The organism is Micromonospora sp. NPDC049523 (assembly GCF_040676775.1).
GTDB lineage: Bacteria > Actinomycetota > Actinomycetes > Mycobacteriales > Micromonosporaceae > Micromonospora_G.
Genome location: NZ_JBFAPP010000007.1, coordinates 338578 through 351292, shown reverse-complemented (window position 1 = coordinate 351292; position 12715 = coordinate 338578). Strand labels below are relative to the sequence as shown.

The 12715-nt window shown below is 70.2% G+C and carries 12 protein-coding genes and 1 pseudogene; 7 read left to right on the top strand and 6 right to left on the bottom strand.

Annotation, left to right across the window (positions count from 1 at the left end; all coding sequences use genetic code 11):
• Positions 1–320: 320 nt before the first annotated feature.
• Positions 321–851 (bottom strand): F0F1 ATP synthase subunit B, encoded by a 531-nt coding sequence (locus AB0J90_RS13820; protein WP_363595607.1) that lies wholly within the window; start codon positions 849–851, stop codon positions 321–323.
• Positions 852–1301: 450 nt separating this feature from the next.
• Positions 1302–2297 carry an aldo/keto reductase gene (locus tag AB0J90_RS13815; protein ID WP_363595605.1) on the bottom strand — a complete coding sequence of 332 codons (996 nt, stop codon included), beginning with the start codon at positions 2295–2297 and terminating at the stop codon, positions 1302–1304.
• A 127-nt stretch (positions 2298–2424) separates the two neighbouring features.
• Between AB0J90_RS13815 and AB0J90_RS13810 the strand changes: the two genes are divergently transcribed.
• The 3 genes from AB0J90_RS13810 (at position 2425) to AB0J90_RS13800 (ending at position 5031) form a co-directional block, all read left to right on the top strand.
• Complete coding sequence (locus tag AB0J90_RS13810; RefSeq protein ID WP_363595603.1) at positions 2425–3285, top strand: helix-turn-helix transcriptional regulator; 861 nt, start codon at positions 2425–2427, stop codon at positions 3283–3285.
• A 24-nt stretch (positions 3286–3309) separates the two neighbouring features.
• Positions 3310–4383 (top strand): CehA/McbA family metallohydrolase, encoded by a 1074-nt coding sequence (locus AB0J90_RS13805; RefSeq protein WP_363595601.1) that lies wholly within the window; start codon positions 3310–3312, stop codon positions 4381–4383.
• A 69-nt stretch (positions 4384–4452) separates the two neighbouring features.
• Complete coding sequence (locus AB0J90_RS13800; protein WP_363595599.1) at positions 4453–5031, top strand: AAA family ATPase; 579 nt, start codon at positions 4453–4455, stop codon at positions 5029–5031.
• Here AB0J90_RS13800 and AB0J90_RS13795 read toward each other — a convergent pair.
• Positions 5025–5915, bottom strand: a complete 891-nt coding sequence (locus AB0J90_RS13795; RefSeq protein WP_363595597.1) for a hypothetical protein — start codon at positions 5913–5915, stop codon at positions 5025–5027. The genes AB0J90_RS13800 and AB0J90_RS13795 overlap by 7 nt on opposite strands.
• Before the next feature lie 85 nt (positions 5916–6000).
• Here AB0J90_RS13795 and AB0J90_RS13790 point away from each other — a divergent pair, with 85 nt between their 5' ends.
• Positions 6001–6657 carry a hypothetical protein gene (locus AB0J90_RS13790; protein ID WP_363595596.1) on the top strand — a complete coding sequence of 219 codons (657 nt, stop codon included), beginning with the start codon at positions 6001–6003 and terminating at the stop codon, positions 6655–6657.
• Between the two features lie 139 nt (positions 6658–6796).
• Here the strand turns inward: AB0J90_RS13790 and AB0J90_RS13785 are convergent, their stop codons facing one another.
• Positions 6797–8017, bottom strand: a complete 1221-nt coding sequence (locus AB0J90_RS13785) for an RNA polymerase sigma factor (RefSeq protein ID WP_363595594.1) — start codon at positions 8015–8017, stop codon at positions 6797–6799.
• A complete protein-coding gene (locus tag AB0J90_RS13780) occupies positions 8014–8346 on the bottom strand; it encodes a YciI family protein (protein WP_363595685.1) in 333 nt (110 codons plus the stop codon). The genes AB0J90_RS13785 and AB0J90_RS13780 overlap by 4 nt, the downstream gene beginning before the upstream one ends.
• Before the next feature lie 203 nt (positions 8347–8549).
• Here AB0J90_RS13780 and AB0J90_RS13775 point away from each other — a divergent pair, with 203 nt between their 5' ends.
• Positions 8550–8843 (top strand): DUF1330 domain-containing protein, encoded by a 294-nt coding sequence (locus AB0J90_RS13775; RefSeq protein WP_363595592.1) that lies wholly within the window; start codon positions 8550–8552, stop codon positions 8841–8843.
• Between the two features lie 169 nt (positions 8844–9012).
• Positions 9013–10122, top strand: coding sequence for a pyridoxal phosphate-dependent aminotransferase (locus AB0J90_RS13770; RefSeq protein WP_363595590.1), 1110 nt, complete (start codon positions 9013–9015; stop codon positions 10120–10122).
• 115 nt (positions 10123–10237) lie between these two features.
• On the opposite strand, the gene msrA is transcribed toward AB0J90_RS13770, so the two are convergent.
• Positions 10238–10741 carry a peptide-methionine (S)-S-oxide reductase MsrA gene (gene msrA / locus AB0J90_RS13765; protein WP_363595588.1) on the bottom strand — a complete coding sequence of 168 codons (504 nt, stop codon included), beginning with the start codon at positions 10739–10741 and terminating at the stop codon, positions 10238–10240.
• Positions 10742–11555: 814 nt separating this feature from the next.
• On the opposite strand from msrA, the pseudogene AB0J90_RS13760 reads away from it, so the two are divergent.
• Positions 11556–12710, top strand: a pseudogene (locus AB0J90_RS13760) (glycoside hydrolase domain-containing protein); the annotation flags it as partial.
• Between the last annotated feature and the right edge of the window lie 5 nt (positions 12711–12715).

Below are 12715 nucleotides of genomic sequence, written 5' to 3'. Positions count from 1 at the left end.
CATGTCGACCACGGAGGTACGCGCCGATCCCGTCGCGGTGACACGGCTGGCCGAACAGATGCTCCGCTCGTCGCAGGCGGTCGCCGACGCGTGGCGGTTGGCGCAGGGCCCACTGGCAATGCCGGCGGAGGCGTTCGGCGACAGCACCGGCGGCCCTGGGACCCGGGTCGCCCACCAGGCCACCACCAACGACGCCGAGGTCGCCGTGGGACGGGCTGGTCGCCGTGATGGAGGGCGACATGGACCGGCTCTACCGCATCGCGTTCGCCTAACCTGTCCTGCTCCGCACCGGTCGAACGCTGAGCGCATCGCGGCCCGTGTCAGCGGCTCCCCGTGCTCTCAAGCTCGGTGAGGAACCTCTCGACCGTGCCCCTGCGGCGCGCCTCGTCGGCGATCGACTCACCGACGATCCTGCTGGCCAGGTCCACCGCGAGCGCGCCGACCTCGGTCCGCACCTCCCGCACGATCGTCTGACGCTCGGCGGCAAGCTGCTCCCGGCCGACCGCCATGACCCGGTCCGACTCCTGCCGCGCCTCGGCCAGTACGTCCTGCCGGACGCGCTCGACATCGGCACGAGCCTCGTTCCGGATCCGAGCAGCGTCCGTACGCGCCTCGGCCAACTCGGCCCGATACCGGTCCAGCAGACGCTCGGCCTCCGCCCGCGCGGCCTCGGCCCGTTCGATGCCACCCTCGATGGCCTCGATCCGTGCAGCGAAGGTCTGTTCCATCCGCGGGAAGACGTACTTCATCAGGACGAAGCAGAGGATCCCGAACGCGACCGCGCCCACCACCACCTCCTGCCAGAGCGGCATGATGGGCTTTCGTTCGACTACCGCAAGGATCGAATACATCGGAGACCTCCGGTCGGGAAAGCCGCTACCTGGCCGAGATGAGGCTCAATACGATACGCAACAGCCAACGGATCGGTGTTCCCGTACGGCTGGTGTAGGTGCCGCTATCCGTACGTCTCATTCCGGGGATGCTCGGCCACGAGGACCGACCCGGCACGTTGCGTCGCCTGCAGATTCCGCAGGTCCCGCTGCGCCCGGAGTACCCCGACCGGGTCGTGGTCGTCGACAACTTCCCGGTCCGGCATCGAGCCATCCGGACCGAGCCGCGCGAACCGTACCCGCCCGGTCGTCGAGCACCCGGCGTAGGAGCAGCAGGGGCATCCGCCGGCCGGCGACGATCGAGCGGAAGCCACCCGGGTCGAAGGTCACGCTCCGACCTTGACCTCACGACGAGCGTTGCCTTCCCGACGGGGCCCGCACCGCAGCGTGCCCCGCCGGAGAGAGCCGGACTCAGTTCCCCACTCCGAGGCTCGACATGAACGCGGACGGATACCGGTCGCCGCGCGCCGCGCCCGCCGGCACCGCCTTCTCGATCTCCGCAAGGTCGTCCGCGGTGAGGTGCAACTGCGTCGCGGGCAGCGCCTCGGCCAGCCGCTCGCGGGTGCGGGCGCCGATCAGCGGCACGATGTCCGCGCCCTGCGCGACCACCCAGGCGATGGCCAACTGGGCGACGGTGCACCCCTTGGCCTCGGCACACCGGCGCAGCGCCTCGACCAGTGCGAGGTTGTGTTCCAGGTTCCCGTCCGAGAACCTCGGGCTGGAGCCGCGGCTGTCACCGGAACCGCCGGTGCGATCGGCGCTCCAGTGCCCGGAGATGAGGCCGCGGCTGAGGACGCCGTACGCGGTCAGGCCGATCCCGAGTTCCCGCAGCGTAGGCAGGACGTCCGCCTCCACCGCCCGCGAGATCAGTGAGTACTCGATCTGCAAATCGGCGATCGGGTGCACGGCGTGTGCCCGGCGGATGGTCCCGGCATTCACCTCCGAGAGGCCGATGTGGCGCACGTATCCGGCATCGATCATCTCCTTGATCGCGCCCACCGTTTCCTCGATCGGTACCGCCGGGTCCAGCCGGGCTGGACGGTAGATGTCGATGTGGTCGACGCCGAGCCGGGTCAGCGAGTAGGCCAGGAAGTTCCGCACCGCCTCGGGGCGTCCGTCGTACCCGCCGAAACCGGGGCCGGGTCCGCGCAGCATGCCGAACTTGACGCTCAGCTGGTAGCTGTCCCGGTCCCGGCCGCGCAGGGCCTCGGCGAGCAGCAACTCGTTGTGGCCCATGGCGTAGAAGTCGCCGGTGTCGATCAGCGTGACGTCGGCCTCCAGCGCGGCGTGCACGGTCGCGATGCTCTCCGCCCGGTCGGCCGCGCCGTAAGCGCCCGACATCCCCATCGCACCGAGGCCCAGCGCGGAAACGGTCGGGCCGGTCTTGCCCAGGCTTCGTGTCTGCATGGTGTTCTCCTTCGTCGTCGACCTGTCACCCACCTTGCGCCAACGTCGCGCCGTACGGGAGCGGAGCGTTCATCGTGGGAGAGCCGCTCCCTGGATCGGCCCGCCGGCCGCGAGGGACCATGGGGTCATGCACCGTGACCAGCTCGCCGACTTCCTGCGCCGCCGCCGCGAGGCGATCCGCCCGGCCGAGGTGGGCCTCGCCGACGGCCCCCGCCGCCGCACCACCGGTCTGCGCCGCGAGGAGGTGGCCATGCTCGCCGGCATGTCGGTGGACTACGTCGTACGCCTTGAGCAGGGCCGCAGCAGTCAGCCGTCGACCCAGCTGCTCGGCGCGTTGGCCCGGGCCCTGCGTCTGTCCGACGACGAGCGCGACCACCTTTTCCACCTGGCCGGCCATCGGCCCCCGCCCGCCGACGGGGTGGCCCGGCTCGCCCGCGCCGGGCTGGTACGCATGCTCGACCTGCTCGGCGACACCCCGGCCCTGGTGCTGTCCGACCTGGGGGAGATCCTCGCCCAGAACCGGACAGCCATCCTGTTGACCGGCGACCACACCGGATTCTCCGGCGACCGACGATACGTCGCATACCGCTGGTTCACCGACCCCGCAGCCCGGGCCGCCAGCCCGCCGGAGGAGCAGGAGCGTCACGCCCGTCAGCTCGTGGCGGACCTGCGTGCGGTGGCCGGCCGCCGGTCCGGCGACGCCACGGTCACCGGACTCGTCGACAGGTTGCAGGCGGCGAGTGCCGACTTCCGCCGGCTCTGGGCCGAGCACGAGGTGGCGGTCCGGCGTGCCGACCGCAAGACCCTGGTGCATCCGCGGGTGGGCCGCCTGCTGATGGACTGCGAGACCCTGGTGACTCCCGACCAGGGTCAACAACTGCTGGTGCTCACCCCGGCGGACGACGACGCCCGCGAGCGGCTGGAACTGCTGCGCGTACTCGGCACCGAGGCATTTCCCACCGGGGCAACCGGCACGCCCGTACGGTGAAGTGGCAGACCACCGGGGCGATCGATGCCCGAGTCTGGGCAGCCTCGTCCGTGCCCGGCTGGGTACGATGCCGCCGTGCCTACGTCCGCGAACAGGGCGGGACGTGTCCGCGAGCCGGAATTTCCGCCACGACAGGTGTCCGGTCGGGGATGGGACTGGTATCGGGGTGACTGCCACGTACATTCACAGCTCTCCCAGGGCGGGGAACTGACGCCGAGCCAGCTTGCGGCTGCCGCCCGTGCGGCCCGACTTGACTTCATCGCCATAACCGAACACAACACCGCGGATACCCACGGTGCGTGGGGAGCGTTGGCTGGTGACGACCTGTTGGTGATCCTGGGTCAGGAGATCACGACCCAAAGCGGGCACTGGCTGGCGCTGGGTCTTGAGCCGGGGCAGGTCGTCGACTGGCGTTATGGCGTCCGCGACGGCTTGATCGATGTGTCCATGGATCAGGTCCACCGAGCGGGTGGGCTGTGCGTCGCGGCCCACCCGTACGCGCCGTACCCGTCGGGGACCTTCATGTATCCGTTCCTGGGATTCGACGCGGTCGAGGTCTGGAACGGACGATGGAGTTCGGACCTGCCATGGAACGCCGACAACGAGGCGGCACTGGCCGATTGGGGCCGGAGCCTGGCTTCCGACATCTGCCATGGCCGGTGGCGTCCGGCGATAGGTAACAGCGACGCCCACCTGGATGGTCAGCTCGGCGTACCGCACACCGTCGTGCTGTCCGAAGGACTCGGCACAGGTGCGATCCTCGCCGGGATCCGCGCTGGTCGAAGCTGGATCGCGGAGTCGGCGGAGGTTCGACTGTCGCTCAGCCTCACCGCCGGTGGCCGGCGTGCCGGAATCGGCGAACGACTGATCACCGACGGTGAAGCGGCCACGGTTCGGGTGGAGATACGGGGCGTGCCGTCCGGCACGGTCAGCTTCCACACCGAGCAGGGCGGGATACACCGTGAACAGTTGCCCGACCATGACGCGGGCACCGTGGAGTGGTCCCTCGGCGCGCAGGACTCGGCGTTCGTCCGCATCGAGGTACGTCACCCCTCCGGACAGATGGCGGCACTCACCAATCCCATACTGCTGACCTGAGAGTCACCAGGCGAGCACGCGTCGTGGAGCTTGCGACGGTCGTGGAGCTTGCGACGCTAGGGTCTCGGTGTGAGGTCGCACCGGAGGGGCCGCATCATCCTGCTCAACGGCGCTTCGAGTTCCGGCAAGAGCAGCATCGGCCAGGCCCTCCTGCCGCTCCTGCCCGATCCCTGGTTCCTCGTCCCCGTCGACGTGGTCGGCGCCATGCGCTCCACCGTCCACACTCGCGTGCTCGACGACGAGCAGGTCGGCGAGATGTTGAAAAGGACTCGTCTCGGCTATCACCGAGCCGTGGCCGCGCTCGCCTGGGCGGGAAACGACGTCATCATGGACTATCCGCTGAGCGAGCGATGGCGGATGGAGGACCTGCTCGATGTGTTGGACGGATACGACGTGACGCTCGTCGAGGTTCGCTGCGCCCCGGAGGAACTCGACCGGCGCGAGCGGAATCGTGGGGATCGACCCGTCGGGCTGGCCCGTTCCCAGACCGGGGTCTACGCGTACGGCGAATGCGACATCGCCGTGGACACCACCAGCACCGGCCCCGATGCCTGTGCGGCGACGATTGTCGGTGCCCTCGACGAGATCCCGTGGCCAAAAGCGTTCGAGCGGCTTCGTCGTCGTGACGGCTGCAGGCTCGCTCAGTGACGGTCGGTCCGGGAACCGCCCGGCGTCTGCTCCACCCCGGCCGCGTCCGGCTCGTCGCCGCTACCGTGGCCGCCGGGCGCGGGTAGCCCGATCGGGTTGACCGGGGGTAGCGCGGCCCGGCAGGCGTGCGCGATCGGGGCCAGCAGCGCGGCGACGCGCTCCGTATCGACGCCCGTCCAGGCAGTTGCGGCGACGTCGTCGGTCACGGCCTCGATCCGCTCGTACGCGGCGACGCCGGTGGTCGTGGCAGTGCCGTTCTCGTCCAGCCATCCCCGCTCGACGAGCCGTCCGGCCGCGGCGTCCCACTCCTCGTCGGACCAGCCCCGGTTAGGTTGCAGGACCTCGCGACCCAGATCCCTCGTGGCCCGCCAGACCAGCGGCTCGCAGCCACCCAGTCCGGCCGCGACCAGGGCGGCCACGTGCCCGTCCCCGCGGTGCTCGCGCAACGTCGTGGCGGCCTGCCAGAGCCGACCCAGCGGGTCCCGCGGCAGTGGCAGTGCCGCGTTGGCGGCGCCGAGCACCCGACCCGCCGGATCGAGGCGGCCGACCACCTCGGTCAACAGGTCGGCGGCCACCTCGACCGTGCCGGCGGGAATGCCGCGGGTGAGCCGGGCCAACGCGTCCGTGGCCCCGGCCAGACGCGCCGTGACTGCCTCCGCCGCAGATGCCCGCTGCCAGATATCGGGCAGGGCACGGGCGACCATGACGGGCGCGAAGTTGAAGAAGGCCGCCACGACCGGCGCCGCCCCGACCGGCCCGAGCGGGGCCGCGCGCCCGGCGAAATACCCCCGCCAGTAGCCGCGCAACCCAGCCGCCTCGTACGCCCGCCGCGCCTCCGGCGCGAAGTACGTGACGGCGTGCAGGGGTTCGTAAAGCGTCCACATCCGCCGCGCGGTCCTCACCCCGTCAGCATCCCATCTCCAGGTGAGCGGGACCGTCCCGCCGCCCACGAGGGGCTAGGGTGCCGACATGTCATGGGACAGCTCGTACCGGGTGATCAGCGCCGCCGAGGCGGAGCAGCGGTTCTCGCTGGCCGGTCAGCTCCACTTTCCCTACCTGGCTCCGGAGCACCAGCACGAAACCCGACTGTACGAGCACGACTGGCACGTCGAGGAATCCGACCTGATGGTGGGGTACGAACGTGAGGAGCCGCCGTACCACGTCATCGTCGACGGCGACCTGACCGTGGACGGCGAGTTCACCCCGGTCACCAAGGGACCTCCCACGTTCGTGCTGGTCCGGGGGAACCTTTCGGCGCGGGTGGTGACGCTCGGTGGCTCACCGGAGCTGATCGTCCACGGTGACCTGACGTCGGATGCCGGCGTGCTGGGCGATTCCACGGATTGCCCGGTCGGACGGCTCACCGTGCACGGCCACACGCGTGGCCCGATGGTGCTGAGCCTCGACGGCTTCGTCATGGACCTGCGGCATCCGCCGGAGGGGACCGCGGTAGGCGAGGCGGACGCGTTCGTCGGCACCTATCCGGTCGTCGGCGTCAGGGAAGCGCTCCGGCCCGATCTGTTCGTCGACGGCGAGCTCTCCCTGGAGGGCCTCTGGGACGACCTCAGCTCGGGCGGCCCACCTCCGCTGCCCGCCGAGTACGAGCGGTGGTGGACGTCGCCCTGAGCCGTCATCGGGCGCGACGCCGCGGCGTCGGTTCCAGCACCCCATGACGGGAAGCGTTACGCCCCCCGGTGCGCCCTGTGCCGCTGGCGCGGTCGGTCGTCGCTGTACCTGGCGGAGTCGGCGGCCGGGGTGGTGCGGTTCACGAGCCGGTCAGCTGGTTGCGGCGGCGGATGAGGTACGCCGTCTCGGCGGTGTTGCCGGCCAGCCCGATGGCCCGGTCGTACGCCGCTCGCGCCTGCTCGCTGCGACCCAGCCGGCGCAGCAGGTCGGCGCGGGTGGCGTGGAAGGCGTGGTAGTCCTCCAGCGGCAGGCCGTCAGCCTCCGCCAGCGCGACCTGCGGGCCGTCGAGCTCGGCCACCGCGATCGCCCGGTTGAGCCGCACGATCGGCGAGGGGTCGAGGTGGAGCAGTTGGTCGTAGAGCGCGACGACCTGTGACCAGTCGGTGTCGCGGACGTCGCGGGCGTGGGTGTGCACGGCGTTGATCGCGGCGAGGATCTGGTAGCGCCCCGGCGGCTGGCCGGTGGCGAGACGCGCACGGACCAGGGCGTGGCCCTCTGCGATCAGCTCGCGGTCCCAGACGTCGCGGTCCTGCTCGTCGAGGGTGACGAGCTCACCGTCCGCCGACACCCGCGCGGCCCGGCGGGCCTCCGTCAGGAGCATCAGCGCGAGGAGTCCGGCGACCTCACCGTCCGCCGGCATCAGGGTACGGACCAGCCGGGTCAGCCGGATCGCCTCGGCGGTCAGGTCGCCGCGGACCGCCTCCTTCTCGGAGTCCGAGGTCAGATAGCCCTCGTTGAAGATCAGGTAGAGCACGGCGAGCACCCCGGTGACCCGGGCCGGGAGGTCCTCACGTAGCGGCACGCGGTAGGGAATCTTCGCCGCCTTGATCTTCGTCTTCGCGCGGGTGATGCGCCGGCCCATGGCGGCTTCCTGTACCAGGAACGCGCGGGCGATCTCGGACACGGTGAGCCCGCCGACCATCCGCAGGGTCAGCGCGACCCGCGCCTCCATGGCGAGGGCGGGGTGGCAGCAGGTGAAGACGAGGCGGAGCCGATCGTCGTCGATCGCGCCGAGTGGCTCAGGAGTGTCGGAGAGCATCAGCGCCTCCTTGTGCTTTTCCTCGCGTCTGGCCTCGCGCCGTACGCGGTCGACGGCCTTGCGGTACGCGGTGGTGGTGAGCCACGCGCCGGGATTCGGCGGTACGCCGTCAACCGGCCAGCGTTCGACGGCGGTCACGAACGCCTCGGCGGCCATCTCCTCGGCGATGTCGAGGTCGCCGAAGCGCCTGGCCAGGGTCGCGACCACCCGGGCCCACTCTTTCCGGTGGACCCGGGTGACCACCTCGTCGACGTCGGTCATGCACCCAGGAACGGCCGGAGCTCGACCCTCCGGTCACAGTGCTTCGACGCCTGGGCGGCGAGCCGGAGCGCCACGTCGAGATCGGGGGCCTCGACGATCCAGAAGCCGCCGACGTACTCCTTCGACTCCAGGTAGGGCCCGTCGGTGAACACCGCCTCCCCGTCCCGGCCGTCGACGACGGTGGCCGTACTGGGCGACGCGAGGCCGCCGGCGAAGACCCAGTGCCCCGCGACCTTGAGCTGTTCGTTGAAGGCGCCGATCGCGGCCATCTCGTCCGCGGTGGCGGAGTCGGTCGTGTCGTCCAGCACGGAAATCAGGTACTGCACCATCGTGATCATCTCCAGCCATCGTGTCGGCGCCCCTCGGGCCGCCTTCCACCCTTGCAACGAACGCCGCTGCCCCGATCCGACGCTCCGCTGAGATTTCTTCTCGTCGCACTGGCCGCCAGCACACTGCAGTCGATCAACCGCGACGACTTCGCCCTGATGAGCCCGGCCGTCCGACCGGTGTACCGGAAAGGCATCATATGGGTATGACCGCGTATTGGATCAACACCTTCACCGCCATCCATGACGAGGCCAAGCTCGCACGCTACGTCGAGCTGGCTGGCCCGGCGGTACGGGCGGCCGGCGGAGTGTTCCTCGCCCGCGGCAACCCGGTGCATGTGCTGGAGGGATCCGCTGGTCTGCGAACAACCGTCATCCGCTTCGACAGCGCCGATGCCGCAGTCGCGGCGTACCGCAGCAACGCGTACCAGGAGGCGCTGGCCGCGCTCGGCGACGGCGCCGAACGCGACATCCGCATTCTGAATGCCGTCGAGGACTGACACCGCGCCCCGAGCGCTCAGCGCTCGCCACGACCGCGATCGGTCGGAGACTGACCGCGACGGTGACACGACCGACCGTATATCGCAGACACCACGACAAGCCGGCGGACGACCAGTTCATCTGCATTGGCTCTGCCCCTGCACGGCGTACACCTCGACGATGTGCACCATGACCGCCTTCGCGCCGAGCCCCATGACCGCCCTGATCGACCACCCGGTTCGGTACGACCTGGCGGAGAGCACAAGCCCGCCGCTGAACCTCGGCGACCTGGCCGACGTGGCGACGCTCGCCGCTGTCCCGCTGGGCTACGGCACCTCACGCGGTGATGCCCGCTTGCGCGCGCTGATCGCCGCCGACATCGGGGTGGACGCCGAGCAGGTACTGGTGACGGTCGGCGCGATCGAGGCGATGTTCCTCCTGGCCCAGGCCACCTGCACCCCCGGTGATCGGGTTCTGCTGGCAACACCGTGCTTCCCGCCGGCTCGAACGGTCCCGGAAGGGCTCGGGGCGCGGGTGGACGTGGTGCCGTTGTCGTTCGGCGACGGCTACCGGTTGCCGCTGGACCGGATCTCCACGCAGCTCGACCCGCGTACCCGCCTGGTGTCGCTGGCCTCGCCGCAGAACCCGTCCGGCGTCCGATTCAGCGAGCATGAGTTGCGTGCGTTGCTAGCGATGGTGGGGGAGCGCGCACCCGACGCGGTCGTCCTGGTCGACGAGACCTACCGGGAGTCCACCTACGGCGACGCGGCAGCACCTCGTTCGACGGCGACGCTGTCGCCGCAACTCGTCACCTGTTCCTCCGTGTCCAAGGCGCACGGCGCACCCGGCCTGCGCGTCGGCTGGTTGACCACGACCGACACCGCGCTCTACGACCGACTGCGTGAGGCCAAGTTCCTGACCACGATCGCCTGCTCCACCGTGGACGAATTCCTCGCCGCCCAGGTACTCCGGCGGCGGGACGAGTTCCTTGCGCCGCGCGCCGAACGACTCCGGGAGGCGCTCGACGAGCTGCTGCACTGGGCGGCGGAGCAGCAAGTCGACATCGTCCCCCCGGACGGCGGAGCCATGTGCTGCCTGCGCCTACCCGCAGACCGGTTCCCCGACCACGCCGTCCGGACCTTCTACGCCCGCCTCGCCGAGCGGGACACCCGCGTCGCGCCGGGATCCTGGTTCGGCGAGCACGACCGGGTCTTCCGGGTCGGCTTCGGTCACCTCCCCGCCAGTGACTTCACCGCGGCCCTCGCACGCCTCGCCGACGCCCTCGCCCCAGGTGCCTGACAAGAACTCGCGAGCCGCCCGGCGCCGATGGCTGATCCCCATCTGCGTCAGTCAGGCGCCGATGCTCGTCGGCACGAGAGACGCGTCGGGTGGCTGTGACGGGCGGCTCGGCTGGTTACTGGGAACGACGCGGTAGCGTCCAGTTCGGTCGCGGGAAGTGGCAGGTGTAACCGTTCGGAATGCGCTCCAGATAATCCTGGTGCTCCGGCTCCGCCTCCCAGAACGGGCCGGCAGCGGTTACCTCGGTGACGACCTTGCCCGGCCAGAGCCCGGACGCGTCGACATCGGCGATGGTGTCCTCGGCGACCCGCTTCTGCTCGTCGCTCTCGTAGAAGATCGCCGACCGGTAGCTGGTGCCGATGTCGCCGCCCTGACGGTTCAAGGTGGTCGGATCGTGGATCTGGAAGAAGAACTCGAGCAGGTCCCGGTACGACGTCGTCGACGGATCGAACGTGATCTCGATAGCCTCCGCGTGACCCTCGTGGTTGCGGTAGGTGGCATTCGCGACCTCACCGCCGGTGTAACCGACCCGTGTCGTCACCACACCGGGGCGTCGGCGGATCAGGTCCTGCATCCCCCAGAAACAGCCTCCGGCCAGAATCGCCTTCTCCGTAGCCATGTCGTCCCCCTCCTTCGTCGTCGGCCTCCTAGCATCACCCGCGCACCGCCGTCCCCGCACTGTCACCCTGGTCACCAGCCTAAGGTCGACGAGGCCCCACCCCTGTGGATTCGGGTGACCGGCGGGCACAGATTCCCTGGTGGGCGGGATTCGGCGACAAACCTCTAGTGGTAAACATCGATAGATGGTATGAATTGTCGAGCTTCTCCCCAAGTAAGAGGTTCTCCTCCCGGAGGGTCGGATGAAACACTTCACGGCGAGTCTGACCGGTTTCCTGTTCATCATCGTCAGCTCACTGGTGGCCCCCGTGCCTGCGCGTGCTGCCCATACGGAGAACCCGCACGCCACGGAGGGCTTCCGCACCATCGGATACCGGGGCTATCGGGTGACGGTTCCGGACACCTGGCGGGTCGTCGACCTGGCCGACAATCCGCGCGCCTGCGTCCGGTTCGACCGGCCCACGGTCTACCTGGGACATCCGGGCGACGGGTCGTCCTGCCCCGCCCACCTCGTCGGTCGGACGGCGGGCCTGGTCATCGAGCCGATCGACGTGGTCTCGGCGGACCGCATCTCGCCGGACACCGCCATCACGGCATCGGGCACGGCGGTCGCAAGCGCCCCGGCGTCACGCGACGACTCCGTCCGGGTCGCGGTGCGCGACGCGGGCGTGCTCGTCACGGCGGTGCACACCCCGCTGACCGAACCCCTCGTACGCGAGATCCTGGCCACCGCGACCCTCGGCCCGGACGCGGTGGCGTCGGCGTTCGCCGATGCCGCCACCGCCCCGCGAGCCGCGCCCCGCCGGACACCGCTGGCTGCCGCCGGACCTCAGCCGGGCACCTACACCGGCAGGGGCTTCGACACGTGTACGGCGCCGTCCCAGTCGACCATGGACGCCTGGCGAGCCAGCTCGCCCTACCGTGCGGTCGGCGTCTACATCAGCGGCGCCAACCGGTCCTGCGCCCAGCCGAACCTGACCGCGACCTGGGTGGCCAACCAGACCGCGAACGGTTGGCGCCTGATCCCGATCGAGCTCGGCCGCCAGGCACCCTGCTCCGCGCGCTACTCACTGCTGATCTCGACCGACCCCGCCACCGCGCGAGCGCAGGGCTCGACCGCGGCGACCAGCGCGGTAGGTGCCGCGCAGGCGTTGGGCATCCTCGCCGGCAGTGCGATCTACAACGACATCGAGGCCTACCCGTCGAACGCGTCCTGCAGGGCCGCGGTCCTCTCGTTCCTCTCCGGCTGGACCGACACGCTCCACTCGTACGGCTACCTCGCGGGCGTGTACTCCAGCGGGGCGTCCGGTATCGCGGACGTCGCCAGCGCGTACGACGACCCTTCCTACAGCCGCGTGGACCACATCTGGTTCGCCTGGTGGAACAACGTGGCGAACACCGACGCCGGACCGTACGTCCCGGCGGCGTACTGGGCCAATCGCCAACGACTGCACCAGTACGCCGGAGATGTCTACGAGACCTGGGGAGGCGTACAGCTCCGCATCGACCGCAACTACCTCGACGTCTCGACCGGTGCGCATCCGCCGGCCTGGAGCAGCACGGTCGACAACGCCACCTCCGGTCGGTTCACCGCGAGTGCGAACTGGGGCACGTCCGGTTACTCCGGCCAGCGGTTCGGCGCCGACTACCGGTTCGCGAACCCGACCCCGACCAGCGATGTCGCCTGGTACAGGTTCGCCATCCCGGAGACAGCCTCGTACGAGGTGGCGGTCTGGTATCCGGCAAACGCGGACTACAACGACTCGACCCCGTACATCGTCGCCACCACCGGGGGTAACCAGACGGTACGGGTCAACCAGCGCCTCAACGGCGGCCGGTGGGTGTCGCTCGGCGCGTTCACGCTGGCCGCCGGGGACGCCAACCGGGTGGGGGTGAGCCGCTGGACCGCCGACACCGGCTACGTCATCGCCGACGCGGTGCGGATCACCCGTCAGACGGCACTGCGCTGATGCCG